General features: G+C 60.6%; 18 protein-coding genes. 9 read left to right on the forward strand and 9 right to left on the reverse strand.

Annotated features, from left to right (window positions below):
* Window positions 1–199: 199 nt before the first annotated feature.
* Window positions 200–1,555, forward strand: coding sequence for a 2-hydroxycarboxylate transporter family protein (locus ABTW55_RS14520; protein WP_033635692.1), 1,356 nt, complete (start codon window positions 200–202; stop codon window positions 1,553–1,555).
* A gap of 100 nt (window positions 1,556–1,655) precedes the next feature.
* Here the strand turns inward: ABTW55_RS14520 and ABTW55_RS14525 are convergent, their stop codons facing one another.
* Window positions 1,656–2,627 (reverse strand): patatin-like phospholipase family protein, encoded by a 972-nt coding sequence (locus tag ABTW55_RS14525; protein WP_033649775.1) that lies wholly within the window; start codon window positions 2,625–2,627, stop codon window positions 1,656–1,658.
* A 206-nt stretch (window positions 2,628–2,833) separates the two neighbouring features.
* Between ABTW55_RS14525 and ABTW55_RS14530 the strand changes: the two genes are divergently transcribed.
* From ABTW55_RS14530 to ABTW55_RS14550, 5 genes are all read left to right on the forward strand, one after another.
* Entirely contained in the window at window positions 2,834–3,778 is a 945-nt protein-coding gene (locus tag ABTW55_RS14530; protein ID WP_060423354.1) for an MBL fold metallo-hydrolase, read from the forward strand.
* Window positions 3,779–3,929: 151 nt separating this feature from the next.
* Window positions 3,930–4,670 (forward strand): SDR family oxidoreductase, encoded by a 741-nt coding sequence (locus ABTW55_RS14535; protein WP_041036432.1) that lies wholly within the window; start codon window positions 3,930–3,932, stop codon window positions 4,668–4,670.
* A 64-nt stretch (window positions 4,671–4,734) separates the two neighbouring features.
* A complete protein-coding gene (locus ABTW55_RS14540; RefSeq protein ID WP_060423351.1) occupies window positions 4,735–4,929 on the forward strand; it encodes a DUF1289 domain-containing protein in 195 nt (64 codons plus the stop codon).
* Window positions 4,930–5,006: 77 nt separating this feature from the next.
* Window positions 5,007–5,294: a ribbon-helix-helix protein, CopG family gene (locus ABTW55_RS14545; protein ID WP_039568721.1), complete on the forward strand. Its 288-nt coding sequence runs from the start codon at window positions 5,007–5,009 to the stop codon at window positions 5,292–5,294.
* The gene (locus tag ABTW55_RS14550) at window positions 5,294–5,581 is read left to right on the forward strand and encodes a type II toxin-antitoxin system RelE/ParE family toxin (RefSeq protein ID WP_033639548.1); all 288 of its coding nucleotides are present in this window, start codon (window positions 5,294–5,296) and stop codon (window positions 5,579–5,581) included. Before ABTW55_RS14545 ends, ABTW55_RS14550 begins: the two co-directional genes overlap by 1 nt.
* A 43-nt stretch (window positions 5,582–5,624) precedes the next feature.
* Here ABTW55_RS14550 and nrdF read toward each other — a convergent pair whose 3' ends face one another.
* The 5 genes from nrdF to ABTW55_RS14575 form a co-directional block, all read right to left on the reverse strand.
* Entirely contained in the window at window positions 5,625–6,596 is a 972-nt protein-coding gene (nrdF, locus tag ABTW55_RS14555) for a class 1b ribonucleoside-diphosphate reductase subunit beta (protein WP_060423348.1), read from the reverse strand.
* A gap of 8 nt (window positions 6,597–6,604) precedes the next feature.
* A complete protein-coding gene (gene nrdE / locus ABTW55_RS14560; protein WP_049232496.1) occupies window positions 6,605–8,749 on the reverse strand; it encodes a class 1b ribonucleoside-diphosphate reductase subunit alpha in 2,145 nt (714 codons plus the stop codon).
* The gene (gene nrdI, locus ABTW55_RS14565) at window positions 8,731–9,135 is read right to left on the reverse strand and encodes a class Ib ribonucleoside-diphosphate reductase assembly flavoprotein NrdI (RefSeq protein ID WP_060423345.1); all 405 of its coding nucleotides are present in this window, start codon (window positions 9,133–9,135) and stop codon (window positions 8,731–8,733) included. The genes nrdE and nrdI overlap by 19 nt, the downstream gene beginning before the upstream one ends.
* 9 nt (window positions 9,136–9,144) lie before the next feature.
* Window positions 9,145–9,375, reverse strand: coding sequence for a glutaredoxin-like protein NrdH (gene nrdH / locus ABTW55_RS14570; RefSeq protein WP_033635681.1), 231 nt, complete (start codon window positions 9,373–9,375; stop codon window positions 9,145–9,147).
* A gap of 273 nt (window positions 9,376–9,648) precedes the next feature.
* A complete protein-coding gene (locus tag ABTW55_RS14575) occupies window positions 9,649–10,080 on the reverse strand; it encodes a carboxymuconolactone decarboxylase family protein (RefSeq protein ID WP_041036428.1) in 432 nt (143 codons plus the stop codon).
* A 95-nt stretch (window positions 10,081–10,175) separates the two neighbouring features.
* Here ABTW55_RS14575 and ABTW55_RS14580 point away from each other — a divergent pair, with 95 nt between their 5' ends.
* Window positions 10,176–11,609, forward strand: coding sequence for a PLP-dependent aminotransferase family protein (locus ABTW55_RS14580; protein ID WP_060423343.1), 1,434 nt, complete (start codon window positions 10,176–10,178; stop codon window positions 11,607–11,609).
* A gap of 61 nt (window positions 11,610–11,670) precedes the next feature.
* Here ABTW55_RS14580 and ABTW55_RS14585 read toward each other — a convergent pair whose 3' ends face one another.
* Complete coding sequence (locus ABTW55_RS14585; protein ID WP_004928950.1) at window positions 11,671–11,979, reverse strand: YqjD family protein; 309 nt, start codon at window positions 11,977–11,979, stop codon at window positions 11,671–11,673.
* A 230-nt stretch (window positions 11,980–12,209) separates the two neighbouring features.
* On the opposite strand from ABTW55_RS14585, the gene asr reads away from it, so the two are divergent.
* Window positions 12,210–12,560 carry an acid resistance repetitive basic protein Asr gene (gene asr / locus ABTW55_RS14590; RefSeq protein WP_060423340.1) on the forward strand — a complete coding sequence of 117 codons (351 nt, stop codon included), beginning with the start codon at window positions 12,210–12,212 and terminating at the stop codon, window positions 12,558–12,560.
* Between the two features lie 195 nt (window positions 12,561–12,755).
* On the opposite strand, the gene ABTW55_RS14595 is transcribed toward asr, so the two are convergent.
* Window positions 12,756–13,136, reverse strand: coding sequence for a DUF4440 domain-containing protein (locus ABTW55_RS14595; RefSeq protein WP_060423337.1), 381 nt, complete (start codon window positions 13,134–13,136; stop codon window positions 12,756–12,758).
* Window positions 13,133–14,515: an MFS transporter gene (locus ABTW55_RS14600; protein WP_060423335.1), complete on the reverse strand. Its 1,383-nt coding sequence runs from the start codon at window positions 14,513–14,515 to the stop codon at window positions 13,133–13,135. The genes ABTW55_RS14595 and ABTW55_RS14600 overlap by 4 nt, the downstream gene beginning before the upstream one ends.
* A gap of 105 nt (window positions 14,516–14,620) precedes the next feature.
* Here ABTW55_RS14600 and ABTW55_RS14605 point away from each other — a divergent pair, with 105 nt between their 5' ends.
* Entirely contained in the window at window positions 14,621–15,517 is an 897-nt protein-coding gene (locus tag ABTW55_RS14605; protein WP_033654328.1) for a LysR family transcriptional regulator, read from the forward strand.
* Window positions 15,518–15,520 lie beyond the last annotated feature (3 nt).

The following is a 15,520-nucleotide window of genomic DNA, read 5'->3' on the forward strand; positions in this document are numbered from 1 at the left end:
GTCTGCGATAAAGTTGATAAGCTTTAAAATAAAAACGGCATTAACACCATTAAAACCACGCCGGTTTTTACATAATCTTAATTAACCCCATAGAAACCATAACCACCATTAAAAACCCTTTTTAACTTTGAACATAATCACAGCAGATAATCCGTGCGCTTCTCTATGATGGCTGAACAAACTAATAAGAGGCCAGATTATGAGCACAACAGATGATTCTTACCTCGTAGCCAAAGACAAGGCCGCCGATATTCCTCTGCGCGAGAAATGGTGGCGGATACTGGACAATTATAAAGTAGGGATTATTCCGTTACCGTTCTTTATTCTGGCCGGCGTATTGATTCTGCTCGACTGCCTGGAAGGCAAATTGCCGAGCGATATCGTGGTGATGGTGGCTACCCTGGCGTTCTTCGGTTTCGCCTGCGGCGAATTCGGTAAGCGCCTGCCGCTGATCGGCAAAATGGGTGCGGCGGCGATCTGCGCCACCTTCATTCCTTCCGCACTGGTGCACTACGGCCTGCTGCCGGACGTGGTGGTGGAGTCGACCACCAAGTTCTACAAATCGACCAACATTCTTTATCTCTACATCTGCTGCATCATCGTCGGCAGCATCATGAGCATGAACCGGCAGGTGCTGATCCAGGGCTTCCTGCGCATCTTCATTCCGATGCTGTGCGGCGAGATCGTCGGCATGCTGGTGGGGATGGGCGTCGGCATGGCGCTGGGCCTGGAGCCGTTCCAGATCTTCTTCTTCCTGATCCTGCCGATCATGGCCGGCGGCGTGGGTGAAGGGGCGATCCCGCTGTCGATGGGCTACGCGGCGATCCTGCACATGGAGCAGGGCGTGGCGTTGGGGCGTATTCTGCCGATCGTGATGCTCGGCAGCCTGACCGCCATCGTCATCGCCGGCCTGCTCAACCAGTTGGGCAAGCGTTATCCGCACCTGACCGGCGAAGGCAGCCTGATGCCGAGCAAGCAGGGCGACAGCGACATGAACGCGGTGGAAAAAATCAGCGGCAAGGTGGACGTCAGCACCATCGCCTGCGGCGCGCTGCTGGCCATCCTGCTGTATATGGTGGGCATGTTGCTGCACCGTCTGATCGGCCTGCCAGCGCCGGTGGGCATGCTGTTCGCCGCCGTGGCGGTGAAGCTGGCGCACGGGGTGTCGCCGCGCATTCAGGAAGGCTCGCAGGTGGTGTACAAATTCTTCCGCACCGCCGTGACCTATCCGATCCTGTTCGCGGTCGGGGTGGCCATCACGCCGTGGCAGGAGCTGGTGGACGCGTTCACCGTACAGAATCTGATCGTGATCGTCACGACCGTCAGCGCGCTGGTGGCGACCGGTTTCTTCGTCGGCAAGAAAATCGGCATGCATCCTATCGATGTGGCGATTGTCTCCTGTTGCCAGAGCGGGCAGGGCGGCACCGGCGACGTCGCGATCCTCACCGCCGGCAACCGCATGTCGCTGATGCCGTTCGCGCAGATCGCCACCCGAATCGGGGGCGCTATCAACGTCTCGCTGTCGCTGCTGGTGTTGGCCAAGTTCTTCGTATAACTCCTATAAATCCTTAGCGTTACTTTGCCTTTCCCCGCCCCCGCGGGGATTTTTTTTTTGCCCGCGCGCCGGCCGTACGCGCGGGCGGGGTGGATGGGGGTTATGCCGCCTGTTTCATGGCGGCGTCGTACCAGGCGAAGTAGCGCTCTACGCCGCGGCGGCCGGATTCGATCAGCGCGCGTTTCTTCTCCTCGCTGATGCCGAACTCCAGCGTGCCGACGTCAAGCGTGTCGACATACACGGTGCGTTTCCAGTCGTCGCTGTCCAGGTGCACCTTGGTTTGGATGTCCAGCATCACGTTGGCCACCGCCAGGGTGAAATCAAACAGGTTGTTGACCTGCGTGCGCGGACCTGCCTGCCCGGCTGCCTGGGCGATTTCGCCGGCGGAGTCCAGGCGAAGGCCCAGCGTGCGGGTGTTGATGCGCTGGCTTGAAGCGTCGATGTAAGGCGGCGTGGCGGAGAAGTCATAGTCGAACAGCCGCACCGGGTAGTTGTCGATCATGCCGCCGTCGATGCACAGGTCGCCCAGGGTGTTGTTCTTCGCCACGAAGGCGAATGGGAATGACATCGAAATGCGCAGGCCGTCCGCCACTTTCATGCGCGGCGTAGTGCGATGCGAATAGACCTCGCGCTGGCCGCTGTTGAGGTTGGCGCCGATAAAGTAAATCGATTTGAACCCTTTCGCCGCTTTCATCGCTTCGAACTGCTCGAAGGTAATATCCGGCTTGCCGGTATATTGCTTGATAATATCGCGCGACCATTGATAGAAATAATCGCCGGGCGCGATGCCGTATTGATTGAACAGGCGATAGGCATCGTGGAGCGTACCGAAAAAGCCGCCGTTATAATCGAGGAATTTTTTAAAATCCATCGCCGACAGAATTTTGGTTACGTCCGCCGAGCTGCAGCCCAAGCCGACCAGCAGCGCGGCGATAGCGCCCGCCGAGGCGCCGGAGGTTTGCTTGATCTGTGGCATGATGCCTTTGGCTTCCAGCAATTCCAGCGCACCGCCATAGGCGATGCCTTTTACGCCGCCGCCTTCAAAGACCAGATTTTCGAATTGATAGTTCATGATATTTCCTCACTCTTGGTTTAGGGAGTAAGAAAAATAACCAAGTGGCGAGCGAGAAAATATTGATTGGGGTTGTGTGAGTCGGCAAACAAAACTATTCATAATAAATATATTATTTATATATTTATTAAAGGCATTTATTAAACAGGCGCATCGGGATTTTTGCGTCAATACTTAGCGCTGTTCAATTCTCGCAAGGAGTCATCATGTTCTGGAAACGTTGTCTGCTGGGCGCGGCGCTGGCCGTTATGTCATTACAGGCCGGCGCCGCCGCGCCGCAGGCCAAAACCCCGACGCCGGGAGTTTACCGCATCATGCTGGGCAGTTTTGAAGTGACCGCGTTGTCCGACGGCGTCATTCGCCTGCCGGCGGACAAACTGCTGCTGAACACCACGCCGCAGCAGATCGCCGCCGGGTTGGCCGAGCGGCATCAAAGCCTGCCGGTGGTCACCTCGGTCAATGCCTATCTGATCAATACCGGCGACAAGCTGGTGATGATCGACAGCGGCGCCGGCCAGCTGCTGGGCGACGGCCTGGGCAAGCTGGTGGATAATCTGCGCGCGGCGGGCTATCAGCCTGAGCAGGTGGATGAGATCTACCTGACTCATATGCACCCGGATCACCTCGGCGGCCTGACGCACGACGGCAAGGCGGTATTCCCCAATGCGGTGGTGCGCGCCGCCAGCCAGGATGCGGACTTCTGGCTGAGCGCCGACCGGTTGAAACAGGCCAAGGCGCAGAACAAAGGCAATTTCGAAAAGGCCATGGCGGCGATCAAGCCTTACCAGGCGGCGGGGCACTTTAAACCGTTCAACGGCGACGGTGAGCTTTCGCCGGGCATCGCCGCCTTTGCCGCTCACGGCCATACGCCGGGCCACAGTGTCTATCAGGTGACCAGCCAGGGCAAAAAGCTGCTGTTGCTGGGGGATCTGATCCACGTGGCGGCGGTGCAGATGCCGCATCCGAAGGTGGCTATCAGCTTTGACAGCGACGCCAAGGCGGCGGTCGCTCAACGGCTGCGGGTGTTCAGCGACAGCGCACGGCAGAACGAGCTGGTGGGCGGCGCGCACCTGTCGTTCCCGGGATTGGGCTACCTGAACCGCCAGGGAGAAGGGTACGGCTGGGTGCCGCTGAATTACGGCGCGCTGTAACGGGGATGGCCGCCCGTTGGGCGGCCATCGAACGAGTCCAGACGCATTGTTCGATAATTTGGGATGATGATGCCAGAGAATCGAGGCTTATTCGCCGCGATAAAGAGTGCATGATTAACGTTACCCTCGTCGTTTTCTTTAAGGATCTCCGATGAACCAGAAAACTCCCCCCGTCGCTATCGTCACCGGCGCATCGCGCGGCATCGGCGCCGCCATCGCCGAGCGTCTGGCCGCCGACGGCTTTACCGTCATCATTAACTATTCAGGCAACCCGGCGCCGGCCGATGAGCTGGTGCGCAAGATAGAACAGCGCGGCGGCCGCGCGCTCGGCGCCAAAGCCGACGTCAGCGATGCGGCCGCGGTCGCCCGGCTGTTCGACAGCGCCGAACAGGCATTTGGCGGCATCGACGTGCTGGTCAATAACGCGGGGGTAATTGCGTTGGCGCCGGTGGCGGACATGCGCGATGAAGACGCGGATCGCCTGATCGACATCAACCTGAAAGGCAGCTTCAACACGATGCGTGAAGCGGCGAAGCGCCTGCGTGACAACGGCCGTATCATCAACTTCTCCTCCAGCGTGGTGGGGCTGCTGCAGCCGGGGTACGGCATGTATGCCGCCAGCAAGGCGGCGATCGAGGCGTTGACCAGCGTGCTGGCGAAAGAGCTGCGCGGCCGCAATATCACGGTAAACGCCGTCGCGCCGGGGCCGACCGCCACCGGTTTGTTCCTCGACGGCAAAACGCCGGAGCTTATCGATCGGCTGGCGAAGATGGCGCCGCTGGAGCGGCTGGGCACGCCGGAAGATATCGCTGCGGCGGTGGCCTTCCTGGCCGGCGCCGACGGCGGCTGGATCAACGGCCAAACCCTGCGCGCCAACGGCGGCATCATCTGATTGACGACGCGCCGCCGCCGGATCGGGTATCCTGTGGCGGCACACATCACATCAAGGGCGGTTTATGGCGGGCGACAATCAGCAATCCCAGCACGGCGTAAGATCGCCCTGCGTCAGCCTGTGCCGCATCGACGACGAAACCCAGCAGTGCCGGGGATGCCGGCGCACGCGGGCGGAGATCGCCGCCTGGCCGACCGCCGGCGACGCGGAGAAACGCGCTATTTGGCAGCGGCTTGAGCTGCGTCAATCGGTGAAATAATCCCCAGCATCATTGCGCTGCCAGATTTCATGTAGCACAATTGAGCTACATGTGATTGACCGACGTTGGGAGCGATTATGTCGACGACGACCATCCGTATTCCAGATGAGCTTAAAGCCCGCGTCACCGCCGTCGCCGAGCAGGCTGGCGTGACGACTCACAGCTTTATTTTGCAGGCAATAGCGGAGAAAACGCAGCAAGAAGAGTTGCGCCGCGACTTTGAGAATGAAGCGGAAAAACGCTATGCCAAGATAATTGCGACGGGAGAGACGGTCTCTTGGAAAGAGATGCGCGGTTATTTGGAAAATTACGCAGCGGGTAACACTGACGTTGTTAAACCTCCGGTTAAAAAATTGGGGCGCTGATGGCAAACGTCGAGTTGGCGCCAGAGGTCAGGGATGATATCGAACGTATTCTCGCTCATTTGGCTCAGTATGGCGCTGCGGATTCAGGGCGGCGCATTCAGGAAATCATCCAGGCGATTGCGGTATTGGAACATAATCCATTGATCGGACGATCCCTTGGCGCAGGGCTGCGTGAATTGATTATTGGGCAGCAAGCTCGCGGTTATTTGGCGCTCTACAAATATATCCCTGATATCGATACGGCGTTTGTTCTGGCGATCCGTAGTCAGAAAGAACAAGGGTATTGAATGCACGATACCGGCCTGAAAGACCGGTATCGTTGTCATGTCCTCAGAAATCCCAGTCCTCATCTTCGGTGTTGACCGCCTTGCCGATGACGTAAGACGAACCGGAGCCGGAGAAGAAGTCGTGGTTTTCATCGGCGTTTGGCGACAATGCCGACAGGATAGCCGGGTTGACCTCCGCCATCGCCGGCGGGAACAGCGCCTCATACCCGAGGTTCATCAGCGCCTTGTTGGCGTTGTAGTGCAGGAAGGTTTTCACGTCTTCCGTCCAGCCGACGCCGTCGTACAGCTCCTCGGTGTAGCGCACCTCGTTGTCGTACAGATCCTGCAGTAGATCGAAGGCGAAGTTTTTCACCTGCCGGCGCCGTGCGGCGTCCACTTTCTCCAGCCCTTTCTGGAATTTATAGCCGATATAGTAGCCATGCACCGCCTCGTCGCGGATGATCAGGCGGATCAGATCGGCGGTGTTGGTCAGCTTGGCGCGGCTTGACCAGTACATCGGCAGGTAAAAGCCCGAATAGAACAGGAACGACTCGAGGAACACGCTGGCAACCTTCTTCAGCAGCGGATCGTCGCTGCGATAGTGCGCCAGAATGATGCCGGCCTTCTTCTGCAGCGCGCGGTTTTCCTCGCTCCAGCGGTAGGCGTCGTCCACGTCCGGCGTTTGGCACAGGGTGGAGAAGATTGAGCTGTACGAGCGGGCGTGCACCGCCTCCATAAAGCTGATGTTGGAGTACACCGCCTCTTCGTGCGGCGTCAGCGCATCGGCGATCAGGGCCGGCGCGCCGACGGTGTTCTGGATGGTGTCCAGCAGCGTCAGCCCGGTGAACACCCGAATGGTCAGCTGCTGCTCCTTCGGCATCAGCGTGGCCCAGGAGGGGATATCGTTGGACAGCGGCACCTTCTCCGGCAGCCAGAAGTTGGAGGTCAGGCGGTTCCACACCTCCAGATCCTTGTCGTCTTCGATGATGTTCCAGTTGATGGCGCGCACCAGCGGCGCCGATGTTACGGTCGTCATAAGTTGCCTCACAGCGCGCAGGACACGCAGCCCTGCACCTCGGTGCCTTCCAGCGCCATTTGGCGCAGGCGGATGTAGTAAATGGTCTTGATGCCTTTGCGCCAGGCGTAGATCTGCGCGCGGTTGATATCGCGGGTGGTGGCGGTATCGCGGAAGAACAGCGTCAGCGACAGCCCCTGATCGACGTGTTGCGTGGCGGCGGCGTAGGTATCGATGATCTTTTCCGGGCCAATCTCATAGGCATCCTGGTAATACGCCAGGTTGTCGTTGGTCATGTAGGGCGCCGGGTAGTAAACGCGGCCGATCTTGCCTTCCTTGCGGATCTCGATGCGCGAAACGATCGGGTGGATGCTGGAGGTGGCGTTATTGATGTACGAGATGGAACCGGTCGGCGGCACCGCCTGCAGGTTCTGATTGTACAGTCCGTGCAGCATCACCGACTGGCGCAGCGCGCGCCAGTCGTCGCGGTTCGGAATGGCGATGCCGGCGGCGGCGAACAGCTCGCGCACCCGCTCGGTCTGCGGCAGCCAGTCGCGCTCGGTGTACTTATCGAAGTACTCGCCGCTGGCATAGCGGGAATGCTCAAAGCCGTCGAAGGCGCCGCCGCGCTCGATTGCCAGCCGGTTAGAGGCGCGGATGGCGTGATAGGCCACGGTATAGAAATAGAGGTTGGTGAAGTCGATGCCTTCTTCCGAGCCGTAGAAGATGCGCTCGCGCGCCAGGTAACCGTGCAGGTTCATCTGGCCCAAACCGATGGCGCGGGCGCTGCGGTTGCCTTCGGCGATCGACGGCACCGAGCGGATATCGCTCATGTCGGCCACCGCGGTCAGCGCGCGGATCGCGGTCTCGATCGCCTTACCGAAGTCTGGGGCGTCCATGGTTTTGGCGATGTTCAGTGAGCCGAGGTTGCAGGAGATGTCCTTGCCGATGCGATCGTAGCTCAGATCCTCGTGATACGTGCTGGCGCGGTTGACCTGCAGGATCTCCGAACACAGGTTGCTCATGTTGATCCGCCCGGCGATCGGGTTCTCCCGGTTAACCGTGTCCTCGAACATCACATAGGGGTAGCCGGATTCGAACTGGATCTCCGCCAGCACCTGGAAGAACTCGCGCGCGTTGATGCGCGACTTGCGGATGCGCTTGTCGTCCACCATCTCGCGGTACTTTTCGCTGACGGCAATCTCCGAAAACGGCACGCCATACACCCGTTCGACGTCGTAGGGCGAAAACAGGTACATCTCTTCGTTGTTCTTCGCCAGCTCGAAGGTGATATCCGGGATCACCACCCCCAGCGACAGCGTTTTGATGCGGATCTTCTCGTCGGCGTTTTCGCGCTTGGTGTCGAGAAAACGCAGAATGTCCGGGTGGTGGGCGTTGAGATACACCGCGCCGGCTCCTTGGCGCGCGCCGAGCTGGTTGGCGTAGGAGAAGGCGTCTTCGAGCATTTTCATGATCGGAATGACGCCGGAGGACTGGTTCTCGATGCGCTTGATCGGCGCGCCCACCTCGCGAATATTGCTCAGCAGGAAGGCCACGCCGCCGCCGCGTTTCGACAGCTGCAGCGCGGAGTTCACCGCCCGCCCGATCGATTCCATATTGTCTTCGATGCGCAGCAGGAAGCAGGAGACCAGCTCGCCGCGCTGGCGTTTGCCGCAGTTGAGGAAGGTTGGGGTGGCCGGCTGGAAGCGGCCGGAAATCATCTCCTCCACCAAATCCTGCGCCAGTCCGGTGTCGCCCGCCGCCAGCGTCAACGCCACCATGCACACCCGATCTTCGTAGCGCTCCAGATAGCGTTTGCCGTCGAAGGTTTTCAGCGTATAGCTGGTGTAGTACTTGAAGGCGCCGAGGAAGGTCTCGAAGCGGAATTTTTTGGCGTAGGCCTGCTGAAACAGCTGCTTGATAAACGGGAATTCGTACTGCGCCAGCACCTGCGTCTCGTAGTAGCCTTCCTCCACCAGATAGCGCAGCTTTTCCTCCAGGTTGTGGAAAAACACGGTGTTTTGGTTGACGTGCTGCAGGAAGTAGTGCCGCGCCGCCAGCCGATCTTTATCGAACTGGATCCGGCCTTCCGCATCGTAAAGATTGAGCATCGCGTTGAGCGAATGGTAATCCAGCGCGCCCGTTTCGGGCCTGGTCAGTTCTGTCGTTGCCAAAATGCGGTTACTCCCTGTCTAACGTTTTCAATGTCTTGCGTAGTGCCGAGCAGCTCAAAGCGGTATAAAAAAGGCACCTGGCATTTTTTGGCGATGATGTCGCCGGCGATGCCGTACGCCGCGCCGAAGTTGGTGTTCCCGGCGGCGATGACGCCGCGCAGGTATGAACGGTTTTGCGGAACGTTGAGAAAGCGGATCACCTGGATCGGCACCGCGCCGACGGCGCTGCCGCCGCCATAGCTGGGTACGATCAAGATAAAGGGGTGTTCCATCAGCAATTTGCTGCGGGCGCCGGCGATCGGAATGCGGATCGCCGGCAGGCCCAGTTTCTCAACGAACCGATGGGTGTTCTCCGAGCTGCTGGAGAAATAAACCAGCGGATTCATCGGCGGGCCTCAGCAGGTGAGCGCCAGCGCGCCGATCTTGTCCGGCCGGAAACCGGACCAGTGATCGTCTCCGGCGATAATTACCGGAACTTGCTGATAACCTAAGGATTTAACGTGGTTCAGCGCCTGCTGATCCTGGGTGAGATCGACCACCTGATAATCAATCCCCTGTTTATCAAATGCGCGATAGGTGGCGTTGCACTGGACACAGTCCGGCTTACTGTAAATAATAATGCTCATGATTCGCATTTACCTTTAGACTGAAGGAAAGGCGGACAAGTCAGATAACGGAGCATTGTTCCTGGCGTTTCTGACGGCGTTATCAACCGAACGACATTCCCTGCGGCTGACCTATAAAATACTATATGTTGATATTTATTTTATCAACCACGCCATATATGGTGTTTTGTAAGGATGAAGGCGCAGACCGCGCCGGGGCTGGAAAAGGCGAGGGAAAAAATTTTTGCGGGTGAGAAATTCCCCCTCTCAGTGCAGAGGGGGGAAGAGAACGCATTACTGGCGCATGCTGACGGCCAGCCGGTTGAAGGCGTTCATGATGCTGATGGCGAAGGTCAGATCGGCGATCTCGGCATCGCTGAAGTGCGCCTTCAGCGCCTCGAAAGCGCTGTCCGGCGCGCCGGTGGCGGCGATCAGCGTCACCGACTCGGCCCATTCCAGCGCGGCGCGCTCGCGCTCGTTGAACTCATGGCTGACGCGCCAGCCCGCCAGCGTATCCAGCTTGGCATGGCTGAAGCCGCTTTCGCGCAGCGCTTTGCCGTGCATATCCAAGCAGTAGGCGCAGCCGTTGATCTGCGAAACGCGCATAAACATCAACTCGATGGTCGCCTTGTCCAGGGCGCCTTTCTCCAGCGCCATCAGCGCGCTCACCATATTTTTGTACGGGGCGGGCGCCAATTCGGCATAGTTCAAACGTTGCTTAATCATGGTCAACCTCAATCGGTAGTAACGAAATCATGGCGCTACTTTAGCGGCCTTATGGTCTATGCTATAGGGCCATAAAATGATTATTTAACCGGGCCATAATGCCATCTTTCCTGACTTCGCTGCGGCTGGACAGCCGGCTCGCCGAACCGCTGTACCGGCAGATTTACCTGCGGATTAAAGACGCCATCGCCCAGGGCAGCCTGGCGGCGGGCAGCCGGTTGCCCTCGGTGCGCGGGTTGGCGAGCGATCTGGGCGTGGCGCGCGCCACGGTGGAAAGCGCCTACGCGCAACTTATTGCCGAAGGTTTCTTGCAGAGCCGCGGGCAGGCGGGCACCTATGTTTCACCGCAGCTGCCGCACGTGCCGCCGGGCGCGGTATCCGCCGCGCCGCCGCTGGCGGCGATAGCGCCGGATCCGCTGCAGCCGCAGGGCATGCTGCAGCCTTTCCAGCTGGGCGTGCCGGCGCTGGATGCGTTTCCGCGGGCGCTGTGGCAGCGCATTGTCGCCCGCCGGCTGCGCGCTTCCACGGTGGCTTCCCTGGCGCTGCCGCCGGCCGGCGGCCTGCCTGAACTGCGTGAGGCGATCGCCCATTATCTGCATTTGTCGCGCGGCATCAGCTGTCGGCCGGAGCAGATTTTCCTCTGCGCCGGTTATCCGGCACTGTTGGACTGGGTGGTGGAGACGCTGTTGCACGCCGGCGACGCGGTATGGATAGAAGATCCCGGCTATCCGGTCACGCGCCCGCTGCTGCGGGCCGCCGGCGTCAGGCCGCTCGCCGTGCCGGTGGATGAACAAGGCATGGACGTGGCCGCCGGTATGCTGACGGCGCCTGAGGCGCGGCTGGCGGTGGTGACGCCGACCCATCAAAGCCCGCTCGGCGTCTCGCTCAGCCTGGCGCGGCGCATGGCACTGCTCGACTGGGCGCAGCAGCGCGGGGCCTGGATCCTGGAAGATGACTACGACAGCGAGTTTCGCTATCACGGGCGGCCACTGCCGCCGCTGAAGAGCCTCGACGTTCAGGGGCGGGTGCTGTACGCCGGCACCTTCAGCAAAACGCTGTTCCCGGCGCTGCGCATGGCTTATCTGGTGGTGCCCGTCGGTCTGACGGAGACATTCGCGCGCAGCAGTCGGCTGCGTGGCTGCGGTTGCCCGCCGCTGCTGCAGGCCGGCGTGGCGGATTTTATCCGGCAAGGGCATTTCTACCGCCACCTGAAACGCATGCGGCCGTTGTACCGCCAGCGGCGCGAGTGGCTGACGCAGGCGTTGGAGCGGCAGCTGGGGGCGTGGCTGAGGGTGGTGCCGCAGCAGGGCGGCATTCAGCTGTTGGCCCGGCTACGTGACGGGGTGGCGGATACGCCGTTGGCGGCGCAAGCCTGGCAACTGGGGTTGGCGGCGCAGGCGTTGTCGGACTGGCGAATCGATCATCCGGCGGGGCAGGGGTTACTGCTGGGGTTCGCCAATTTCACTCGGCAAGAGGAGACGGAGCGGGCGGTGCAGGGGCTGGCGCAGCTGTTCAAACGCCTAAATTAAACGGCCCGCGATTTCCGCGGGCCAGACGCACATCTGTTTTATCTTTATGACTGCAGGGGTGTTAACGCCGGGCCAGCAGCACGCCGAGCACGATGCCGACGGCGGCACCGATCCCTACGCCCTGCCAAGGTTTGTCACGCACATAGCTATCGGCTTGATCAACCGCATCGCGCGCATGCTGTGTCAGACTGGTGGAGCCATTGAACCGCGCTCGCGCGTCGCGCAGCACGCCTTTCGCCTTGCTGTGCAGCTCTTTCAGTTCCTCTTTGGTCTTGTCACCGGACTCGCGCAACACTTCATCCAGCGTATCGGCCAACAGAGTGACGTCCTGATCGATATCGCGTTCTGTTCTTTCCGCTTTCTTAAACATTCAGCTCTCCATTTCGACACATGTCTCTTAAGTGTAGACCATGGCGCGATTTGCGTGGCCGATCACGGAAAAAAAACCGCCGTCACGCAGGTGTTTGCCGGCGCCTGGGCTTTGTACATTTGGTTACTCGGCGAAACCAATCACTCACGGAAGCGGCAGTTTGATTCCACTAGTATCTGTTTCAACGGCTCCACCGGAGCTTACCGAAACAACACTCTGAGGATGTAAAGATGAAAAAAGTATTAGCGCTGATCGTTGCTGCCACTATGGGTCTGTCTTCTGTTGCTTTCGCTGCTGATACTGCAGCTACTGCTCCGGCTACCACCACCGCGCCAGCTGCGACCACCACTACCGCTGCGCCAACGGCTGCTGCTGAAAAAGCGCCGGCTAAAGCAACGCACCACAAGAAAGCCAAGCATCACAAAAAAGCGCCAGCCCAGAAAGCGCAGGCCGCTAAAAAGCACCACAAAAAAGCGCCGGCTCAGAAAGCCCAGGCAGCTAAAAAACACCACAAAAAAGCGCCAGTGCAGAAAGCTCAGGCCGCTAAAAAACACCACAAAAAAGCCGGTAAAAAAGCTTAATTAAGTGATGTTTGCGGAACCGAAAGGTTCCGCACTCTCCAGCCCGTACTCCAGACACCCGGTTATCCCGGGTGTCTTCTTTTGAGGCGACGAACGATGATCAATCGCTATCTGTTTGAAGTCATTTTCAGCGCGGTAACCCTGTGCGGAGCGATCGTCGGTTGGGAACTGTTTTTGGCCGGCAGCTTTCTGTAATTATTGCGCCGCGGTGGTTTCGTGCAAATGCCGCCAGCCGAGCGCGTTGGGCTGACGTTCAAAGACCACCGTGGAATAGCGCAGCGTGGCGCTTTGCCCCGGCAGGCTCTGCTTTTCCCGGTAGCTGACTACCGCGCCCGTCGGCCATTCGGCCACCAGCTTCATCTCTTCTATCTCGATTTCCAATCCCGGTTTGGCGGCGCGATGCGCGCGGAAAAAGGCGCACAGCGCGGCAAAATCCAGCGGAGCGCCGCTCAGCGCGATCATGCTGAAATCCGGCGTAAAGCGCGCCAGCAGCGCCTGCTCTTCTCCAGCCCCTTTGCCCAGCCAGCGTTCAATGGCGATGTGGGCGTCGATCACTTCGGTAAAATACGGGTTCATAAAGCATCCTGTTGAGCGTTGAGTTGGCGCACGATGGCGCGGTTGGCGAGGCGCAGGCACAGCAGCAGCGGGATAAATACGCTGGCGCCCGCCAGAATGAAGCAGGTTCGGTAGGCCGCTGCGGGCGGCAGCCCGGTCAGCAGCAGATTCAGCAACAGGCTGAGCAGCGCCACGCCGAGGCAAAAACTGAGTTGGCGGTTGATGTTCCACAGCGCACTGGCGTCCGCCAACTGAGCGTCGGGGATCTGCAGGAACGCGCTGCTCTGCGCGGTGCTGCTGCACAGGCTGCCGCCAAACCCCATCAGGGCGAAGGCGGCGATCTGCAATGCGTGCTGCCCGGCCTGATCGATCTGCGCCAGCGTCAGCATGCCGGCGCCTTGCAACAGGCAGCCGGTAATCAGCAGCGGCCGCGGGCCGAGGCGGTTAAAGGTTTTGCCGGTCAGCGTGATGGCCAGGAACGACGCCAGCGCCCAGGGCAGCATCAGGCCGCCGACCTGTGCGGCGGGCATCCCCAGCTGGTTTTGCAGATACAGCATCGCCACCAGGCTGACGCCGATGAACAGGCCGGGAATGCACAAATAAACCGCCATGGCGTTGCGCAGCAGCGGATCGCCGACCAGCCGCAGGTTCAGCAGCGGCTGCGGGACGCGCAGGCTATGGCGCAGGTAGTAAGCCAGCACCAGCAGGCCGGCGGCCAGCAGCGCCGCGCCGGAAACTTGATGACCGGCCTCGCTCAGCCGGGTCAGGCCGAGCAGCAGCAGCGTCAACGCCGCGCAGGCGCTCAGCAACCCTTTGCCGTCGAGCGGTTTACGCGCCGCCGTCGACGTTTCCGCGCGCAGCCACAGCGCCGCCAGCGCCAGGGCCAGGGCCGCCAGCGGCAGGTTAGCGAAAAACACCCAGCGCCAGTCCAGCCGATCGACGAGCCAGCCGCCCAGCGCCGGTGACAGCGCCGGCGCCAGCAGCCCCACCAGCATGATGGCCGCCGACAGCCCGGCGCGTTCATGGCTGCGGTACAGCTGATAGGTCAGCGTTTGGCCGATGGGGATCAGCAAGCCGCCGCCCATGCCCTGCAGGGTGCGCCAGCCGATCAGCGCGCCGATGCTGTCGGCGTTGCCGGCGCCGAAGGTGGCCAGCATGAACAGCGCCAGCGACAGCAGGAACACCCGCCGCCCACCGATGCGCTGCGCCAGCCAGGCGCTGAGCGGGATCACCAGCGTCAGGCCGAGAATATAGCCGTTGCTGACCCACGCCAGTTGGCTGACCGACGCCCGCATCGCCTGGCCGATGGCGGGGTAGGCGACGTTGGCGATAAACATATTGATCAGATCGACGAAAAAGCCGAGCAGATAGACGATTGCCACTTTGCTGCGATAAGACATGGTGCCTCCGGTTGAAGGCGAGCAGTGTATCGGGGGGAAAAGTGCGGATAAATCGGCGGCGGGCGATTACACTGTCAAAATGATTTTGACAATAAGGGCGGCGAAATGCTGAATTTGCAGCGCCTGGCGATCTTCGCGGCGGTAGTGGAAGCGGGCAGCTTTACCGCGGCGGCGGCGGCGCTGGGGCAAACCAAGGCGGTGGTGAGCTTTAACATCAAGCAGCTGGAGAACGAGCTGGGGGTGTCACTGCTGGCGCGCAGCACCCGGCGGCTGTCGCTGACCGACGCCGGCGAGCGCTTTTACCAGCGCAGCCTGCAGCTGCTGCAGGAGGCGGAAAATGTGCTGGACGACGTGCGCCGCGATCACCACGGGCTGAGCGGCGTGCTGCGCATCACCAGTACGCCGGAGTACGGCGCGCAGGTGGTGGTGCCGGCGCTGGCGGCGTTTTCGCGGCAGCATCCGCGGCTGCGCATCCAGCATGTCTCTTCTTCTTATCACGCCGATCTGATCTCGGAGCGCTTTGACGTGGCGATCCGCCTGGGCCAGCTGGCGGATTCCAGCCACCGCGCGGCGCTGATTGACAGCTTCGCCATTTTTCCGGTGGCGTCGCCGGGTTATCTGGCCGACCGACCGATTCATTCACTGACGGATCTGGCGCAGGCGCAGTGGATCGCCCACAGCCGGCTCAGTTCACCGCTCAGCTGGCAGGTGGCCACGCCGCAGCGCGAAGCGGTGCTGTTCAAGGTCGCGGACGCTGCCACGCTCACCGGTGACAGCGCTGCGGCATTGCTGGCGTTCGCCCTGCATGGCGCCGGGGTGGCGCTGCTGCCGGCGTGGCTGGCACAGCCCGAAATCGACGCCGGCCGGCTGCAGCGGTTGCTACCGGATCACCGTTTCCCCGAGCAGAGCATCTACGCGCTCTACCCGAATACCCGCCACGTGCCGGAAAAGGTTCGGGCGTTTATCGATTTTCTGCGAGCGCGGGTGGCGGCCAACCGTTAGCGA

Origin of the sequence: Serratia sp. SM04 (assembly GCF_040280225.1) — a bacterium.
GTDB classification, from domain to species: Bacteria; Pseudomonadota; Gammaproteobacteria; order Enterobacterales; family Enterobacteriaceae; genus Serratia; species Serratia sarumanii.

What these genes read in the sequence shown, in the direction of transcription:
- ABTW55_RS14520 (WP_033635692.1), top strand. Translation starts at nt 200, where the DNA reads ATGAGCACAACAGATGATTCTTACCTCGTAGCCAAAGACAAGGCCGCC.
- ABTW55_RS14525 (WP_033649775.1), bottom strand. Translation starts at nt 2,627, where the DNA reads ATGAACTATCAATTCGAAAATCTGGTCTTTGAAGGCGGCGGCGTAAAA.
- ABTW55_RS14530 (WP_060423354.1), top strand. Translation starts at nt 2,834, where the DNA reads ATGTTCTGGAAACGTTGTCTGCTGGGCGCGGCGCTGGCCGTTATGTCA.
- ABTW55_RS14535 (WP_041036432.1), top strand. Translation starts at nt 3,930, where the DNA reads ATGAACCAGAAAACTCCCCCCGTCGCTATCGTCACCGGCGCATCGCGC.
- ABTW55_RS14540 (WP_060423351.1), top strand. Translation starts at nt 4,735, where the DNA reads ATGGCGGGCGACAATCAGCAATCCCAGCACGGCGTAAGATCGCCCTGC.
- ABTW55_RS14545 (WP_039568721.1), top strand. Translation starts at nt 5,007, where the DNA reads ATGTCGACGACGACCATCCGTATTCCAGATGAGCTTAAAGCCCGCGTC.
- ABTW55_RS14550 (WP_033639548.1), top strand. Translation starts at nt 5,294, where the DNA reads ATGGCAAACGTCGAGTTGGCGCCAGAGGTCAGGGATGATATCGAACGT.
- nrdF (WP_060423348.1), bottom strand. Translation starts at nt 6,596, where the DNA reads ATGACGACCGTAACATCGGCGCCGCTGGTGCGCGCCATCAACTGGAAC.
- nrdI (WP_060423345.1), bottom strand. Translation starts at nt 9,135, where the DNA reads ATGAATCCGCTGGTTTATTTCTCCAGCAGCTCGGAGAACACCCATCGG.
- nrdH (WP_033635681.1), bottom strand. Translation starts at nt 9,375, where the DNA reads ATGAGCATTATTATTTACAGTAAGCCGGACTGTGTCCAGTGCAACGCC.
- ABTW55_RS14575 (WP_041036428.1), bottom strand. Translation starts at nt 10,080, where the DNA reads ATGATTAAGCAACGTTTGAACTATGCCGAATTGGCGCCCGCCCCGTAC.
- ABTW55_RS14585 (WP_004928950.1), bottom strand. Translation starts at nt 11,979, where the DNA reads ATGTTTAAGAAAGCGGAAAGAACAGAACGCGATATCGATCAGGACGTC.
- asr (WP_060423340.1), top strand. Translation starts at nt 12,210, where the DNA reads ATGAAAAAAGTATTAGCGCTGATCGTTGCTGCCACTATGGGTCTGTCT.
- ABTW55_RS14595 (WP_060423337.1), bottom strand. Translation starts at nt 13,136, where the DNA reads ATGAACCCGTATTTTACCGAAGTGATCGACGCCCACATCGCCATTGAA.
- ABTW55_RS14600 (WP_060423335.1), bottom strand. Translation starts at nt 14,515, where the DNA reads ATGTCTTATCGCAGCAAAGTGGCAATCGTCTATCTGCTCGGCTTTTTC.
- ABTW55_RS14605 (WP_033654328.1), top strand. Translation starts at nt 14,621, where the DNA reads ATGCTGAATTTGCAGCGCCTGGCGATCTTCGCGGCGGTAGTGGAAGCG.